The following is a 15,111-nucleotide window of genomic DNA, read 5'->3' as shown; positions in this document are numbered from 1 at the left end:
TAACCTACTTTTTCACCACCCTACAACCAACTGGAAAACTCAATAAATTTCCAAATAAAACCACAGCACTGTGACAAGCCGCGCACTTTTACTTGCTGTTTCAGCTGTTAAAACACAACTTCATTAAATTAAGTTAACAGACCGCGCAACATGGCTACGGCCATCGGAAAGAGGGGCAGGTGACGGCGATCCGAACAGACCGCCGGGGTTCATCAGAGCGGTTTGCTGCCATACCAGCGCGGCGTGTACACCCACTCGCCACCTTCGGCGCGAGGGAATACACAGGTTGTGGAAGAACCGATCAGCACCATGGTGCGCATGTCGACCTGCTCCGGGGTCAGTTGCCCCAAGGTGGTGACACGCAGGGTCTGGCCCGGGCGACCGATGTCACGCCCCAACACCACCGGCGTCTGCGGGGTGCGGTGCTGGCCGACGATCTCCAGCGCACGGCCCAATTGCCACGGCCGTGCACGGGAAATCGGGTTGTAGAAGGCCAGCGCCAGATCGGCTTCGGCAGCCAGGTCCAGGCGTTTTTCGATGATCGACCAGGGCTTGAGATTGTCCGACAGCGACATCACGCAGAAGTCATGCCCCAACGGCGCACCGGCCTGGGCAGCGGTGGCGAGGGAGGCGGACACGCCGGGCAGGATCTCCAGGTCCACCTGATGCCAGGCCGGATCGCTGGACTCGTGCAACGCTTCGAGCACCGCCGCCGCCATGGCGAAGACACCCGGGTCGCCGGACGACACCACGATCACCGAACGGCCCAGGGCAGCCAGTTCAAAGGCGTGACGAGCGCGCTGCATTTCTTCGCGGTTGTCGGTGCAGTGCAGCACCTGATCGTCGCGAAACGGGCCGGCCATGCGCACATAGGTTTCGTAACCGAGTACATCGGTGGCCCGCGCCAGTTCGGCTTTAACCGCCGGCACCATCAACTCGGCAGCGCCCGGCCCCAGGCCGATCACCGCCAGGCGTCCGCGCGGACGACCGATTCGTGCCACCTCCAAGGGCAGCGCGGCGACCGCGACGACCAGCTTGTCCGTTGTCGAAAGAAGGGTCGCCGCCGGCACCGAGTTGCGCGCCAAAGTGGCGGCATCGCCTGTCGCCGCCACAAAGCGCAGCGCCACCCCGAGTTCCAGCGCGGCTTCACGCAAGGCCGTGCTGGCCATCAGCGTATCCGCCGCCACCAGGCACGCCAGGCTCTGGAGCGCCACGCTGGCCTGCTGCAAGGCCGCACGAACGGTGCCCGGCAAATCGGTCACCTCACCGCTCACCACCACCGCGACACTGCGTGGATAAATCAGCAGTTCATGGGCACTCGCCTCACGCTCGGCATGGCCAACGTGGATCGTACGTCGGGCTTGCGGGTCTTGCGGCAACTGCGCCTGATCCAGCCACGGTGCCGCGCCTTCGATGCGCACCGGCTCACCGGCCAACAGGTCGGAGACGAAGCGCTTGCCCTGCTCCAGATCGCCGAGGCGGTAACCGCTGGGTGGATTGAGCAGGCACGTGCCGAAGCGCAATTCACCGCTGGTGGTGATCGCCGGCGCGACCTGCAACATGGCCGCGATGTCTCGGGCCATGCCATTCACCCCGCCCAGGCCGCCCAGCAGCGGCACCACGGCGCTGCCGTCCTCGGCCACTGCCAGCACCGGCGGCTCGGCGCCTTTTTCCAGCAACAGCGGTGCCAGGGTACGGATGACAATGCCCGCCGCGCACAGGGCGATGATCGGCGTGTCCCGTTGGTAGAGTTCGCGCAACGTCGCACCGAACTCCAGATATTGCAGATCCCCCTCGACCCGCCCGGCCAGGCCGTGGATCAGGGCGTCGGGGTAGTGCTGCTGGATCCGTCGCGCCGTCGCCAGGCTGCCCGGGCCGAGGATGACGATGGCCGGCGTCTTGGCGGCCATCAACCCTGCCACCGTTCGCCCGGCACGATGATCAGCGAGAAGTACGGCGACGACATCGGCTCGACTTCATCCAACGGCACGATTTTCTGGTTGGCCATGGTCGCTCGCTCGACGTACAGCGCCCGCCCATCCATGCCCAGTTCCTGAAGCACTTGGCGAACCTTGGGAAAATTGCGTCCCAGCTTCATGATCACCGCCGCATCGGCATCGGCCAGGCGCCGCTTGAGATCGTCGTGGGGCAAGACGCCGGAGAGCACCGACAGGCTCTGGTTGCGATAGACCAGCGGTGCACCGAGCACCGAAGCGCCGCCCAGCATCGAGCACACGCCGGGAATGACTTGGGCCTCATAGCGCTCGGCCAGGCGATCGTGCAGGTACATGTAGGAGCCGTAGAAGAACGGGTCGCCCTCGCAGATCACCGCCACGTCGCGACCGGCATCCAGGTGCACGGCCAGTTGCTCGGCGGCGGTGTCGTAGAAATCGGCGATCACCTGTTCATAGGACAGCGGCGCAGGCAGCGCTTCGGTGGTGACCGGGTAGACCAGCGGCAGCAACGTCTGCGCATCCTGCAAATGGGCCTCGATGATGCCGAAAGCGTTGCCCTTCTTGCCCTTGGCGACGAAGTACGCCACCACGGGCGATTCGCGCAGCAGGCGCAGGGCCTTGACGGTAATCAGTTCCGGGTCACCGGGGCCCACGCCGAGGCCGATCAGACGTCCAGGCTGCTGCATCATTCAATCTCCGTGGCGAGGGCATTGACGGCGGCGGCGGCCATGGCGCTGCCGCCCAGGCGGCCTTGCATGATCACGAACGGCACGCCACGGCTGTTGGCCGCCAGCATCGCCTTGGACTCGGCGGCGCCGACGAAACCCACCGGGAAACCGAGGATCAATGCCGGCTTCGGCGCGCTGGCATCGAGCATTTCCAGCAGGTAGAACAGCGCGGTCGGTGCGTTGCCGATGACCACGACGCTGCCCTCCAGGTGCGGACGCCACAGCTCCAGCGCCGCCGCCGAACGGGTGTTGCCCAGCTCGAGGGCCAACGCCGGCACGCGCTCGTCGCGCAAGGTGCAGATCACTGGATTGTTGGCCGGCAAGCGGGCCCGGGTCACGCCTTCGGAGACCATCCGCGCATCGCACAGGATCGGCGCGCCAGCAGCCAGCGCCTGGCGCCCGGCCGTGCCCGCGCCCTCGGAAAACTGCAGGCCATCGATGGCCTCGACCATGCCGCAGGCATGGATCACCCGCACCGCGAGTTTCTCCAGGTCGGCCGGAATGCGCGCCAGGTTGGCTTCGGCGCGGATGATCGCGAAGGAGTTGCGATAGATCTCCTGACCGTCGCGGATGTAATCAAGCATCAAGGGGGCTCCGGGGGCGAGCGTCGAGCCAGTGGCTGAGCGCTTCAATAGTCAGATTGTGTGCCTGCAACGCGCCGAAACCCGGCAGCGTGGCATCGCGAAAGTACAGGTCGTAACGACCGGGGGCGACCGCCAGCAAGGTGGCAGGCGCGACATGGGCCGCCGCGCAGGAACGCGGGCAGCCCGACAGATGAATCTTCAGGGTTTGGCCTTGGCGTTGCAGCCGCTCGGCCAGTTGGCGGGCGTCGGCCTTGGTGTCGGCCAGGGCTTTGCCGCAACCACTGGAACCGGTACAGGCGATGAGTTGCGCCAGGGGTTGGTCGACCGAAACCAAAAGGCCCAGCGTTTGGAGCCGCGCCAGCACTTCGTCGGCATCCTCGACGCACACGTTGGGCAGCAACAGGCTTTGCCAAGGCGTGAAACGAAGGCTGCCGTCGCCCTTTTCCCTTGCCAACTGCGCCGCCTCCCGCAGCATGACCGCATCGAGTCGGCCAAGGGGCGCCGCAGCGCCGACGTAGACGCGATCGTCGTGCTGGGGATGGACGCCGAGGTGCAGTCCATCGACGGCCCCATCCCGCTGCCAATCCAGGCAAGGCTGCAGGGGCACGCGGCGGGCCAGCCGGGTCATGAATTCATCCACAGGGACCTCAGCCAGCAAGTGGCGCAGGCGGATCTGGTCCGGGCGGGCCAGGTCGAGGAACAGCTCCAGCACCGCCACCACCAAGGCATGCCCCAGGGCCAGGGGCACCCTACCCGCCGCTTCATCCAGCGGGGTACCGGCCAAGCCGAAGACCAGCCAAGGCTCGCCATCACGGACCAGGGCCGACAGCCACAGGTCGTGGTGATGTTCGAGCATCGCCAATGCTTCTCCGCCGTCCAGTTGCACGGCGAACTTGGCCGACAGCTCATGGAAGCGTTCATGGGTTTGCAGGGTGACGAGGATCTGCTCGGCCAATGGGCGGGTGTCGAACAGCATCTGCCGGTCGATCCCGGCCGCGGGGCTGAGCATCAGGTTGCGCACGTCATCACCGGCCGGTTTGCGCGGGCCAAGCCCGGCGGCCAGCAAGGGCCGGATCAGCGCGTCGTGCCCAGGAGCAATCCCACGAATTTGCAAGTTGGCCCGGTTGGTCGCCTCGATCACCCCTCCGGCGAACCGCTCGGCCACCGACGCCACGGCTTCGGCCTGATCCGCCTGGATGGAACCGCCATCGAGCTTGATCCGACAGATCCCACCGTCCAACGCCTGGACGACACGCAGCAACCCCGGGCAACCCGAAGGGCGGATGACGTTGGAGGATGGACGTTCGTTCAAGGGATAACCGGTAGATAGGCACGCCACAACGGCGAAGGAGCGCCATTATGCCTGCTTTGCCGGGGGTCATGAAAAGCTTGCTGGTCGGATTGACGTGAGATTGCTCAAGAACACGGGCGGCCTGATCCAATGAGGTTGTCTGTACCGACGCCATCGCGAGCAAGCTCGCTCCCACAGTTTTGGTCAGGTTGTGCGCAAATCCTGTGTTCACCCCAAATCCACTGTGGGAGCGAGCCTGCTCGCGATAGCGGTTTGCCTGAAAAGGTGATGTCGGATGGATCGCCGCCTTCGCGAGCAAGCCCGCTCCCACAGCTTTGGTCAGGTTGTGCACAAACGCTGTGGCTCACCCCAGATCCCCTGTGGGAGCGAGCTTGCTCGCGATAGCGGTCTGTCTGAAAAGCTGATGCTGAATGGACCGCCGCCTTCGCGAGCAGGCTCGCTCCCACAGTTTTGGTCTGGTTGTGCACAAACGCTGAGGCTCACCCCAAATCCCCTGTGGGAGCGGGCTTGCTCGCGATAGCGGTCTGTCTGAAAAGCTGATGCTGAATGGATCGCCGCCTTCGCGAGCAAGCCCGCTCCCACAGTTTTGGTCAGGTTGTGCGCAAACGCTGTGGCTCACCCCAAATCCCTGTGGGAGCGAGCCTGCTCGCGATAGCAGTCTGTCTGAAAAGCTGATGCTGAATGGACCGACGCCATCGCGAGCAGGCTCGCTTCCACAGTTTTGGTCTGGTTGTGCACAAACGCTGTGGCTCACCCCAGATCCCCTGTGGGAGCGAGCTTGCTCGCGATAGCGGTCTAGCAGCCACAATGATGTTGCGCCAGGCGCCTGATCCGCCGGGGCGCGGTATGATGGCGGCCCGGTTCGCGGCGGCAACGTGCCTGTCGATCAACCCCATTCATTCGAGGAACAGAGATGACCCCCTGGCTGACCGTAGTGGGCATCGGTGAAGATGGCTTCAAGGGCCTGGGCCGAACGGCTCGCCATGCCTTGCTGCGGGCGTCACACATTGTCGGTAGCGACCGGCAACTGGCGCTGCTGCCACTGTGTATCCGCGGCGAGCGGGAACTGTGGCCCAGCCCGTTTTCCCTGGAACCGCTGCTCGCTCGGCAGGGCGAACCGGTGTGCGTGCTGGCCAGCGGCGATCCGATGTTCTATGGCGTAGGCGCGAGCCTGGCGAAACAGGTACCGGGCGACCAGATGCTGGTCATCCCCGCGCCATCTTCCTGTTCACTGGCCGCGGCGCGCATGGGCTGGCCGTTGCAGGAGGTCGTCACACTGTCGCTGGTGGCGCGTCCCCTGGCGGTGCTCAATGGGTATTTATCCACAGGCCTCAGGCTGTTGCTGTTGAGCAACGACCGCCACAGCCCTGCCGCCGTGGCGACGTTACTGCGCGAGCGCGGCTTCGGCCCGAGCGCCATCACCGTGCTGGAGCATTTGGGCGGTGCGGCAGAACGACGGATCGACGGCTGCGCTGCGCAATGGTCCGATGACACCGTCGCCGACCTGAACCTGATCGCCGTCGAATGCCGGGCCGAACCTTCGACACCGCGCCTGTCGCGCCTGGCCGGTTTGCCGGACACCGCATTCGAGCATGACGGCCAGTTGACCAAACGCGACGTGCGCGCCATCACCCTCGCCCGCCTTGCCCCCACACCCGGCGAGCTGCTCTGGGACGTTGGCGCTGGCAGCGGCTCCATCGGCATCGAATGGATGCGCAGCCACCCCAGTTGCCGGGCCCTGGCCATCGAAGCCGACGAAGGCCGGCAAGGCTTGATCGAACGCAACCGCGACACCCTCGGCGTGCCCGGCCTGCAACTGATTCGCGGCAGTGCCCCGCAGGCGCTGGAGAACCTGGAGCAGCCAGACGCGGTGTTCATCGGTGGCGGCGTCACCCGCGAAGGCGTACTCGACGCCTGCTGGGCTCAACTCAAGCCCGGCGGTCGGTTGGTCGCCAACGCCGTGACCCTGCAAAGCGAAATGACCCTGATGCACTGGCGCGAACGTCACGGCGGTGAGCTGACCCGCGTCCACATCGCCCAGGCCCAGCCATTGGGCGAATTCGACACCTGGCGCCAGGCCTTGCCGATTACCTTGCTGGACCTGACGAAACCTCTCGATGCGTGACGAAACCGCCGAACAACCCGCCCCCCTGCGCAGCGGCCTGACCACCGGCAGCTGCGCCACGGCCACCAGCCTGGCGGCGGCCCGCTTGCTGCTGCGCGGCACCGCAGCCGACGCCGTGGAAATCGTACTGCCCAAGGGCAAGCAGGTGCGGATGCGCCTGGAGTTCTGCCGGCTGACCGACCAAGGCGCCGAGGCCGGGACGATCAAGGACGCGGGCGATGACCCGGACGTAACCCACGGCGCCCTGTTGTTTTCCCAGGTGCGCTTGATCGCCGAACCCGGCGTGCGTTTCGTCGCCGGTCGCGGCGTGGGCACGGTGACACGACCGGGGTTGGTGTTGGCCGTCGGTGAGCCGGCGATCAACCCGGTGCCGCGCAAAATGATCAACGATCACCTGGGCCGCCTGGCCGAGGAAAGCGCTTATGCCGGCGGTTTCGAAGTCACGGTCAATGTCGAAGGCGGCGAAGCCCTGGCGCTGAAGACCATGAACCCGCGCCTGGGCATCCTCGGCGGCCTGTCGATCCTCGGCACCAGCGGCATCGTCCGGCCGTTTTCCTGCGCGGCCTACATTGCCTCGATCCACCAGGGCATCGACGTGGCGAAAACCAACGGCTACCTGCACATTGCCGCCTGCACTGGCAATGCCAGCGAAGACACCATGCGCCGGGTCTACAACTTGCCGGAAATCGCCCTGATCGAAATGGGCGATTTCGTCGGCGCCGTGCTCAAACATGTGCGCAAGGTGCCAGTGGAAAAACTCAGCCTCTGCGGCGGCTTTGGCAAAATCAGCAAACTTGCCGCCGGCCATATGGACCTGCACAGTCGCCACTCGAGCATCGACCTGCCACAACTGGCCGCATGGGCGGCTGCCATCGGTGCCGATGAGGTTTTGCAGCAGGGCATCCGAGCAGCCAACACCAGCCAACAGGCCCTGGCGATGGCCAGCGCCGCCGGCATCGCCCTCGGCGATGCGGTGTGCGAGCACGCGTTGGCCTTCGCGCGCAGTGTGGTGCCGGCCCAGGTCCAGGTCGAAGTCTTCGCCATCGACCGCCAGGGTGAGATCGTCGGCCACGCCGGAGCCTTGCAATGAAACGCATCCTGCTGCTCGGTGGCGTCACCGAAGCCCTGGCCATCGCCCGCACGCTCGGGCCCCAGCACATCTACAGCCTGGCCGGCATTGGTCGCATCCCCACCGACCTGACCTGCCAGGTGCGCGTCGGCGGCTATGGCGGCGCCGAAGGGCTGGCGCAATTCATCCGCGCCGAGAGCATCGATCTGCTGCTGGACGCCACCCACCCGTACGCCGCTCAGATCAGCCACAACGCCGCCCACGCGGCCAGCGCCTGCGCCATCCCCTGCTGGGCCCTGCGCCGTCCGGCCTGGCAACCCCGGGCCGGCGATGACTGGCGCGAAGTGGCCGACTGGAGCGAACTGATCCAGGCCCTGCAACCCTTCCACCACCCCCTGTTCACCCTTGGCCGTGAGCCGCTGCAACACCTGCATGAAATCCCGCCCGAGCAATTCTGGACCTTGCGGGCCCTGGACGTTTACCCCGGTAACGAACGCTGCGAAGTGATTGGGGCCCGTGGACCGTTTCACATTGACGGTGAACGCGAACTGTTCGAACGGCGGCAGATCGATGTGCTGGTGAGCAAGAACAGCGGCAGCATGGCCACTGAACCGAAGCTGGAGGTGGCGAGGGAACGGGGGGTGCCGGTGTTGGTGTTGAAGCGGCCGGTGTTGCCGAAGGTGGATCGGGAGTTTGGAACGGTGGATGAGGTGTTGCAGGGGCTGCGGCAGTTGGTCTGACAGAACAGCCGCCCTGTGGCGAGGGAGCTTGCTCCCGCTGGGCTGCGTAGCGGCCCCAAAAAAGTGAACGCCATTTTACTGAGACACCGCAATGTCCGGTTTTAGGGCCGCTTCGCGCCCCAGCGGGAGCAAGCTCCCTCGCCACAGGAACCTCATGCACCGTTAGAAAGCGAATGAAATCACCTATGGGGGTTCGGCCATGAACGAAAAACTCCCGCGTTTCGACGCTGCCACCTATCTCAGTACACACGAGGAAATGCTCGCTTATCTGGTTGCCTGTTTCGAAGAAGATGACGGTGATGGGATACTGGGCGCCTACTTGAAGAACTGTTGCTACTGTTAACACCAGCCCTGCGACCCTACACCGCACGTGGTTTTTTTACTTCTCAACCCCGATCAGGCTAAATACCGCCACCTGATCGCCCAACCGAGCGGATTGCCCCATGTCCCGACAACGGCTTGCATTTGCCTGGATCGCCTGCTTCGCAGTGCTGTTCAACATGCTTGCCATGCCGCTTTCCAACAGCGCTGGCGCGCTCGCCAATTCGCCAGCCGAGCAACTGCTGTGGGGCAGTTTCTGCTCATCCAGCGGCAAGAAATTGGTCGCGGTGTCCCTGGGCACGTTCGAACAGGACACACCACAGCAGGACAATCACTCGACGATGCAGCATTGCTGGTGCTGCTCAGGTCCGGCGCCGCTGATGGCGCTCGCCGGGCATGCCCCGCAGTTGTATCTGGATGCGCAGCGGTCCCATCGCGGTGCCGTCCACTCGAAGCTCGACAGCCCCACGCCTCGTCAGCAATGGCCCAGCCTCAATCCCCGCGCTTCGCCTCTGGCCTGATTCTTCCCGCATAAAACTGCGCCCTGAATCGTTCCGGAGAATTGCCATGTTGAACAGACTTATCCTGCTGGCTGCCCTGCTGCTTCCCGTTGGCTTCGCCCAAGCTCACCAGTACAAGGCAGGCGATCTTGAAATCGCCCACCCGTGGTCTCAAGAGTTGCCGCCCAATGCGCCGACCGTGGCCGCGTATTTCGTCATCCACAACAGCGGCAAGACGGCGGACAAACTGCTCAGCGTCGACTCGACCATCGCCGGCAAGGCCGAGCTCCATGAGCATGTGATGCAAAACGACCTGATGAAGATGCAACCGGTGCCCGTCGTCGAGATCGCCCCCGGGGCGACCGTCACCTTCGCGCCGATGGCGTATCACGTGATGCTGCTGGAGCTGACAGACCGCAGCCTGCTCATCGATGGCAAACGTTTCCCCATGACCCTGCATTTCGAAAAAGCCGGGGATGTCACAGTCGACGTTGCGGTGCAGAAAAAAGCGCCCGACGGCACCAAGACACACGTGCACGCCCAGTAGACGTAGCCGCTCGTGCAATCTCTTCGCGCCAGACTGTCCATGCCCCGCCGTCAGCCCATGAGCCTGACACGCGGCAGTTGGATCAGCCTGTTCGCCATGCTGATGATCTTTATCGGTCCGCTGATTTCCCAGTCGATGCCGATGGATCAGCGCATGTCCATGCCTGTGAGCATGAACATGGAGATGAGCATGGACATGACGGCGCACGAAGCGCCGGCAGCCGAACATTGCCCGCCCCAGAGCAGCGAGCATCATGCGCTTTGGGAAAAATGCGGTTATTGCAGCCTGCTGTTCAATTGCCCCGCGCTCCCCGGCGGCCACACCTTCGCCGTCTTCGACACACCCCACACCAATACCTACACCAGCCCTTCCCCACGCCTGGGCCATGCCCGACCAGCGTTCTTCCCGGGTGCCCGCACCCGCGCACCGCCCCTCGACGCGTAAGCCCGACACTTACCTCATCCCGGTCGCACAAGACAGCTCCAGGCTGCCCGACCGTGTCGTTTATGTCTGTTCGATGGAATCATCATGTCCAGGTTTTCTGCTGGCATCGCTTTGGGCTCTGCCCGGGTTCGCTGCCCCCTGAACGAGCCACGGGTTCGTTTACGTCATACGGTCGCCGCACTGTGCGGCCTGCTGTTCACGCCCTACGTAGTCGCCGATGAGCACGAGCATCCCTGGACGAAGGTGGATATGACGTCCTAGCAGCTTACCCGAAGCAAACATAAAACCTGTGGGAGCGAGCCTGCTCGCGATACGATCTATCCGGCACATTGATGCTAAATGTACCGCTGCTATCGCGAGCAGGCTCGCTCCCACAAAGGGTTCCATCGTTCAACCCCATTTGCCCTGCGGAGCGCTTTGCAATGAGCCAACCGAAACCGAATTTCTACAACCTGGCCTGGCGCTGGCATTTTTATGCCGGGCTGTTCGTGGCGCCGTTCATGGTGATGCTGGCCCTGACCGGCATCATTTACCTGTTCAAGCCGCAACTCGACCCACTGATGTACGGCAGCCTGTTGAACGTGCCGGCCGGGCATCACGCCCTGGCGGCGGACGACCTGCTCAAGCAGGTCCGCCAGGCCTACCCCGAAGGCCAGGTCAAACAGTACCTGCCAGCGGTCAATGCCGAGCGCAGCGCGCAGTTCGTGGTGATCGACAAGGGCCGGGAACTGAATGTGTTCATCGACCCGTACCACGGCGACGTCCTCGGCGAACAGGATGCGAAAAACAACCTGCAAGCCATGGCCCGAGCGATCCACGGCGAATTATTGATCGGCACGGTGGGTGACCGATTGGTGGAAATGGCCGCCGGCTGGGGCGTGGTGCTGGTGGTCTCCGGCCTGTACCTGTGGTGGCCGCGCGGGCAATCCTCGGCCGGTGTGCTGTGGCCGCGCTGGCGCGCGCGCGGTCGGCTGTTCTGGCGTGACTTGCATGTCGTCGTCGGTTTCTGGGGCGCGGCGTTCCTGCTGGTGATGCTGCTCAGCGGCATGACCTGGACCGGCTTCTGGGGCAAGCAATACGCCGACCTCTGGAACCGCTTCCCGGCGGCGATGTGGAATGACGTGCCCAAGTCCGACGTCGAGGCCGGCAGCCTGAACAACGCCCACCGCCAGACCGTGCCGTGGGCCATGGAAAACACGCCGATGCCGATGTCCGGCGACCATGCCGAACACATGGGCCACGGCGGCATGCACGAAGGCCCCGCCGCCCCGACCGTCAGCCTGCAAGCGGTGCAGGATATCGCCACCGAGCGCCAGGTCACGCCCGGCTACAGCATCACGTTCCCCACCACTGCCAGCGGCGTATTCACCGTCGCCGTGTTCGCCGATGACCCGCGCAACGACGCCACCCTGCACGTGGACCAGTACACCGGCAAGGTCCTGGCCGATGTGCGCTGGGAGCACTACAGCGTCGTGGCCCGCGCCACCGAAACCGGCGTGATGCTGCACGAAGGCAAGATGTTCGGCCCGGTGAACCAGATCCTCGTGCTGCTGGTTTGCCTGATGATCCTGCTCAGCGCCGTGAGTGGCCTGGTGATCTGGTGGAAGCGCCGGCCCCAGGCCAAGTTCGGCGTGCCGCCGCTGCGCCACGACCTGCCGACCTGGAAGACCGGGGTATTCATCATGCTGGCCCTGGCGCTGGTGTTCCCGTTGGTGGGGGCTTCGCTGGTGGTGGTGTGGCTGTTGGACCGGCTCGTCACGCGGTTCAATCGCCAGCCTGAGGCGGCTTCATCTTCAAACTGAAGACAGCGCGTTAACGGAAGACGGCGCGAAACCTCTACAATCGTGCCCGCCTTTCAAACTGTGAACACCCTCCCCTGTGGGAGCGGGCTTGCTCGCGAAGAGGTCAGCACATCCAACATTGATGTGACAGACACACCGCCTTCGCGAGCAAGCCCACTCCCACAAGGGATGCGTGCGCCACCCATGATTTGAGTAGATGCATGACCTCGCTAACCCTCTCCCACCTCGCCTGGACGCCCCTGGGCCATGGCCACTGTCATCACCAGTTCCAGCTGCGCGACGCCACGTTGCAGGTGACGGCCGGGGAGTTCGTCGGGTTGATCGGGCCCAACGGCAGCGGCAAGACCAGCCTGTTGCGCTGCGCCTATCGCTTCAGCCGGCCGGAAAGTGGCGAGGTAAAACTCGAACATCACAACGTCTGGAAACAGTCCTCGCGCTGGTGCGCCCAACGCATCGCCGTGGTGCTGCAAGAGTTTCCCGACGCCTTCGGCCTGACGGTAGAAGAAGTGGTCGCCATGGGCCGCACGCCCCACAAAGGCCTGTTCGACAGCGACAATCACGACGACCGCCGGTTGGTGCTCCAGGCCCTGGAATCGGCCGGGCTCGCAGGCTTTGGCGATCATGCCTTCGCCACGCTTTCGGGCGGTGAGAAGCAACGGGTGATCCTCGCCCGCGCCCTGGCCCAGCAGCCGCAGTTGCTGATCCTCGACGAACCGACCAATCACCTCGACCCCCACTACCAATTGCAATTGCTGCAACTGATCAAGGGCCTGGGCATCGGCACCCTCGCCAGCCTCCATGACCTGAACCTGGCCGCCGCCTTCTGCGACCGCCTGTACGTGATCGAACACGGGCGCATCGTCGCCAGCGGCACGCCCAAGGACGTCCTCACCGCCGAGCTGCTGCGCGCGGTGTTTGGCGTCGAGGCCCTGGTGGATGAACATCCGCTGTCCGGCTACCCACGAATCACCTGGATAACCCAACCATGACCTTGCGTTCCCTGCTGTTGCTGCCCCTGCTGCTGGGCAGTGCCCATGCCCTGGCCGAAGCCACCCACTACCCGTTGACGGTCCAGAGCTGCAACCGCCAGGTGGTATTCAACGAAGCTCCTCGGCACGCCGTCAGCCATGACATCAACATGACCCAGATGATGCTCGCCCTGGGTCTCAAGCCACGCATGGTCGGCTACAGCGGCATCAGTGGCTGGAAATCGGTGACGCCGGAGATGGCGAAGATCCTCGATGGCCTGCCGGAACTGGCCGCCAAGTACCCCTCGGTGGAAACCCTGCTCAACGCCAACGTCGATTTTTTCTTCGCCGGTTGGGACTACGGCATGCGCGTGGGGGGCGACCTGACCCCGCAGACCCTGCAACCGCTGGGCATCAACGTCTACGAGTTGACCGAATCCTGCGCGTTCGTGATGAAGCGTCCGGCGGCCTCCCTGGAGGACACCTACAACGACCTGCGCAACCTCGGAAAAATCTTCGACGTGCAGGACCGTGCCAACGCGTTGATCGCCACGATGCAGGCCCAGGTGGCCGAGGTCCGCAAGCACCTGCCCACCCAGCGACCGCGGGTGTTCCTGTATGACAGCGGCGAAGACCGCGCCATGACCTCCGGGCGCCTGGGCATGCCCCAGGCCCTGATCGACGCGGCCGGCGGGCGCAACATCCTCGATGACGTGGAAACCAGTTGGACCCGGGTGAACTGGGAGAACGTGGTCGAGCGCAACCCGCAGGTCATCGTGATCGTCGACTACGGCGAAGTCAGCGCCGAGCAGAAGCAACAGTTCTTGCTGGACAACCCGGCCCTGCAATCGGTGGAGGCGATCCAACAGCGGCGCTTCATCGTGATCCCCTACGTGCAAGCCACGCCGGGCATCGATAACGTGCTGGCGGTGCAAACCCTGGCGCGGGGTTTCCAGGGCCAATGAACGGTCGTCGCTACGGTGCCCTGCTGATGGTCCTCGGCGCACTGCTGCTGGTGTCGTGCGTGGTGTCCCTGGGTTTCGGGCCGGCGCGGGTGCCGGTGGCCGTGGTCTGGGACCTGCTGCTGCACAAGACCTTCGGCGTGGGCGAGGTTTATTGGACGCCCGGCCAGGAGCATATCGTCTGGCTGATCCGCGTCCCGCGCCTGCTGCTCGGTGCCTTGGTCGGCGCCGGGCTGGCGTTGATCGGCGCGGTGCTGCAAGCGGTCACGCGCAACCCGCTGGCCGATCCGCACCTGCTGGGCGTCACCTCCGGCGCGACCCTGGGAGCGGTGATCGTGGTGTTGCATGTCGGGGAAATCATCGGCCTGCTGACCCTGCCCTTGGCCGCCTTCATCGGTGCATTGCTGAGCATGTTGCTGGTGCTGGCCATCGCTGCCCGCCAGGGTCGCCTGGAGAGTGATCGCCTGTTGCTGTGCGGCGTGGCGGTGTCCTTCGTGATGATGGCGGCGGCCAACCTGTTGCTGTTCCTCGGTGACCATCGCGCCAGCTCGGCGGTGATGTTCTGGATGCTCGGCGGCCTGGGCCTGGCCCGTTGGGAGCTGCTCGCGGTGCCAGCCGCCAGTGTGTTGCTGGGATTGGTTCTGCTGCTGGGCATGGCACGACCGCTGAACGCGTTGATGGCCGGCGAGCAGACCGCCGTGACCCTGGGCCTGAACGCGGCGAAGGTGCGGTTGTGGATCTTCTTGATCGCCTCGCTGATGACCGGCGTGCTGGTTTCCATCAGTGGCTCGATTGGTTTTGTCGGGCTGATGGTGCCGCACATTGCCCGGCGCCTGGTGGGCGCCGAGCATCGTCGGCTGCTGCCGGCCTGCGTGCTGCTCGGCAGCCTGTTCCTGGTGTGGGTGGACGTGGCGGCCCGGACGCTGATCGCGCCGGAGGACTTGCCGATTGGTGTCGCCACAGCGGCTATCGGCGGGCTGTTTTTCATTGGGCTGATGCGCCGCCGCTGAGCCATCCTCTTTTCCTGAATCACAAAGCCAACCTGTGGGAGCGA

The 15,111-nt window shown here is 64.6% G+C and carries 14 protein-coding genes; 10 read left to right on the top strand and 4 right to left on the bottom strand.

Features of this window, described 5'->3' with window-relative positions:
• Nucleotides 1–212: 212 nt before the first annotated feature.
• The 4 genes from cobJ to cobG are packed head-to-tail and all read right to left on the bottom strand — an operon-like array spanning nucleotide 213 to nucleotide 4,579.
• Nucleotides 213–1,910: a precorrin-3B C(17)-methyltransferase gene (cobJ, locus tag AC515T_RS03345; RefSeq protein WP_496531426.1), complete on the bottom strand. Its 1,698-nt coding sequence runs from the start codon at nucleotides 1,908–1,910 to the stop codon at nucleotides 213–215.
• Nucleotides 1,910–2,641 carry a precorrin-2 C(20)-methyltransferase gene (locus tag AC515T_RS03340; RefSeq protein ID WP_018608198.1) on the bottom strand — a complete coding sequence of 244 codons (732 nt, stop codon included), beginning with the start codon at nucleotides 2,639–2,641 and terminating at the stop codon, nucleotides 1,910–1,912. Before AC515T_RS03340 ends, cobJ begins: the two co-directional genes overlap by 1 nt.
• Nucleotides 2,641–3,267: a precorrin-8X methylmutase gene (locus AC515T_RS03335; RefSeq protein ID WP_496531425.1), complete on the bottom strand. Its 627-nt coding sequence runs from the start codon at nucleotides 3,265–3,267 to the stop codon at nucleotides 2,641–2,643. Before AC515T_RS03335 ends, AC515T_RS03340 begins: the two co-directional genes overlap by 1 nt.
• Nucleotides 3,260–4,579 (bottom strand): precorrin-3B synthase, encoded by a 1,320-nt coding sequence (gene cobG, locus AC515T_RS03330; protein WP_496531424.1) that lies wholly within the window; start codon nucleotides 4,577–4,579, stop codon nucleotides 3,260–3,262. Before cobG ends, AC515T_RS03335 begins: the two co-directional genes overlap by 8 nt.
• Nucleotides 4,580–5,492: 913 nt before the next feature.
• Between cobG and cbiE the strand changes: the two genes are divergently transcribed.
• From cbiE to AC515T_RS03280, 10 genes are all read left to right on the top strand, one after another.
• The gene (cbiE, locus tag AC515T_RS03325) at nucleotides 5,493–6,704 is read left to right on the top strand and encodes a precorrin-6y C5,15-methyltransferase (decarboxylating) subunit CbiE (RefSeq protein ID WP_496531423.1); all 1,212 of its coding nucleotides are present in this window, start codon (nucleotides 5,493–5,495) and stop codon (nucleotides 6,702–6,704) included.
• Complete coding sequence (locus tag AC515T_RS03320; protein WP_496531422.1) at nucleotides 6,697–7,794, top strand: cobalt-precorrin-5B (C(1))-methyltransferase; 1,098 nt, start codon at nucleotides 6,697–6,699, stop codon at nucleotides 7,792–7,794. The genes cbiE and AC515T_RS03320 overlap by 8 nt, the downstream gene beginning before the upstream one ends.
• Entirely contained in the window at nucleotides 7,791–8,513 is a 723-nt protein-coding gene (locus AC515T_RS03315) for a cobalt-precorrin-6A reductase (RefSeq protein WP_496531421.1), read from the top strand. The genes AC515T_RS03320 and AC515T_RS03315 overlap by 4 nt, the downstream gene beginning before the upstream one ends.
• Nucleotides 8,514–8,956: 443 nt before the next feature.
• Complete coding sequence (locus tag AC515T_RS03310) at nucleotides 8,957–9,355, top strand: DUF2946 domain-containing protein (protein WP_496531420.1); 399 nt, start codon at nucleotides 8,957–8,959, stop codon at nucleotides 9,353–9,355.
• A 46-nt stretch (nucleotides 9,356–9,401) separates the two neighbouring features.
• A complete protein-coding gene (locus AC515T_RS03305) occupies nucleotides 9,402–9,881 on the top strand; it encodes a copper chaperone PCu(A)C (RefSeq protein WP_496531419.1) in 480 nt (159 codons plus the stop codon).
• 57 nt (nucleotides 9,882–9,938) lie between these two features.
• Entirely contained in the window at nucleotides 9,939–10,325 is a 387-nt protein-coding gene (locus tag AC515T_RS03300; RefSeq protein WP_496533068.1) for a DUF2946 domain-containing protein, read from the top strand.
• A 422-nt stretch (nucleotides 10,326–10,747) separates the two neighbouring features.
• Nucleotides 10,748–12,127, top strand: coding sequence for a PepSY-associated TM helix domain-containing protein (locus tag AC515T_RS03295; protein WP_496531418.1), 1,380 nt, complete (start codon nucleotides 10,748–10,750; stop codon nucleotides 12,125–12,127).
• Nucleotides 12,128–12,327: 200 nt separating this feature from the next.
• Nucleotides 12,328–13,116, top strand: a complete 789-nt coding sequence (locus tag AC515T_RS03290) for an ABC transporter ATP-binding protein (RefSeq protein WP_496531417.1) — start codon at nucleotides 12,328–12,330, stop codon at nucleotides 13,114–13,116.
• A complete protein-coding gene (locus AC515T_RS03285; RefSeq protein ID WP_496531416.1) occupies nucleotides 13,113–14,060 on the top strand; it encodes an ABC transporter substrate-binding protein in 948 nt (315 codons plus the stop codon). The genes AC515T_RS03290 and AC515T_RS03285 overlap by 4 nt, the downstream gene beginning before the upstream one ends.
• Complete coding sequence (locus AC515T_RS03280) at nucleotides 14,057–15,067, top strand: FecCD family ABC transporter permease (protein ID WP_496531415.1); 1,011 nt, start codon at nucleotides 14,057–14,059, stop codon at nucleotides 15,065–15,067. The genes AC515T_RS03285 and AC515T_RS03280 overlap by 4 nt, the downstream gene beginning before the upstream one ends.
• Nucleotides 15,068–15,111: the final 44 nt, after the last annotated feature.

Source organism: Pseudomonas sp. FSO-7, assembly GCF_059579345.1.
Note: the sequence above shows the minus strand (reverse complement) of the source record. Positions and strands in the feature narration are given on the sequence as shown.

Coding starts and splice junctions, on each gene's coding strand:
- AC515T_RS03310 (WP_496531420.1), top strand. CDS start 8,957: ATGTCCCGACAACGGCTTGCATTTGCCTGGATCGCCTGCTTCGCAGTG.
- cbiE (WP_496531423.1), top strand. CDS start 5,493: ATGACCCCCTGGCTGACCGTAGTGGGCATCGGTGAAGATGGCTTCAAG.
- AC515T_RS03290 (WP_496531417.1), top strand. CDS start 12,328: ATGACCTCGCTAACCCTCTCCCACCTCGCCTGGACGCCCCTGGGCCAT.
- AC515T_RS03305 (WP_496531419.1), top strand. CDS start 9,402: ATGTTGAACAGACTTATCCTGCTGGCTGCCCTGCTGCTTCCCGTTGGC.
- AC515T_RS03295 (WP_496531418.1), top strand. CDS start 10,748: ATGAGCCAACCGAAACCGAATTTCTACAACCTGGCCTGGCGCTGGCAT.
- AC515T_RS03285 (WP_496531416.1), top strand. CDS start 13,113: ATGACCTTGCGTTCCCTGCTGTTGCTGCCCCTGCTGCTGGGCAGTGCC.
- AC515T_RS03320 (WP_496531422.1), top strand. CDS start 6,697: ATGCGTGACGAAACCGCCGAACAACCCGCCCCCCTGCGCAGCGGCCTG.
- cobJ (WP_496531426.1), bottom strand. CDS start 1,910: ATGGCCGCCAAGACGCCGGCCATCGTCATCCTCGGCCCGGGCAGCCTG.
- AC515T_RS03280 (WP_496531415.1), top strand. CDS start 14,057: ATGAACGGTCGTCGCTACGGTGCCCTGCTGATGGTCCTCGGCGCACTG.
- AC515T_RS03340 (WP_018608198.1), bottom strand. CDS start 2,641: ATGCAGCAGCCTGGACGTCTGATCGGCCTCGGCGTGGGCCCCGGTGAC.
- AC515T_RS03300 (WP_496533068.1), top strand. CDS start 9,939: ATGAGCCTGACACGCGGCAGTTGGATCAGCCTGTTCGCCATGCTGATG.
- AC515T_RS03335 (WP_496531425.1), bottom strand. CDS start 3,267: ATGCTTGATTACATCCGCGACGGTCAGGAGATCTATCGCAACTCCTTC.
- AC515T_RS03315 (WP_496531421.1), top strand. CDS start 7,791: ATGAAACGCATCCTGCTGCTCGGTGGCGTCACCGAAGCCCTGGCCATC.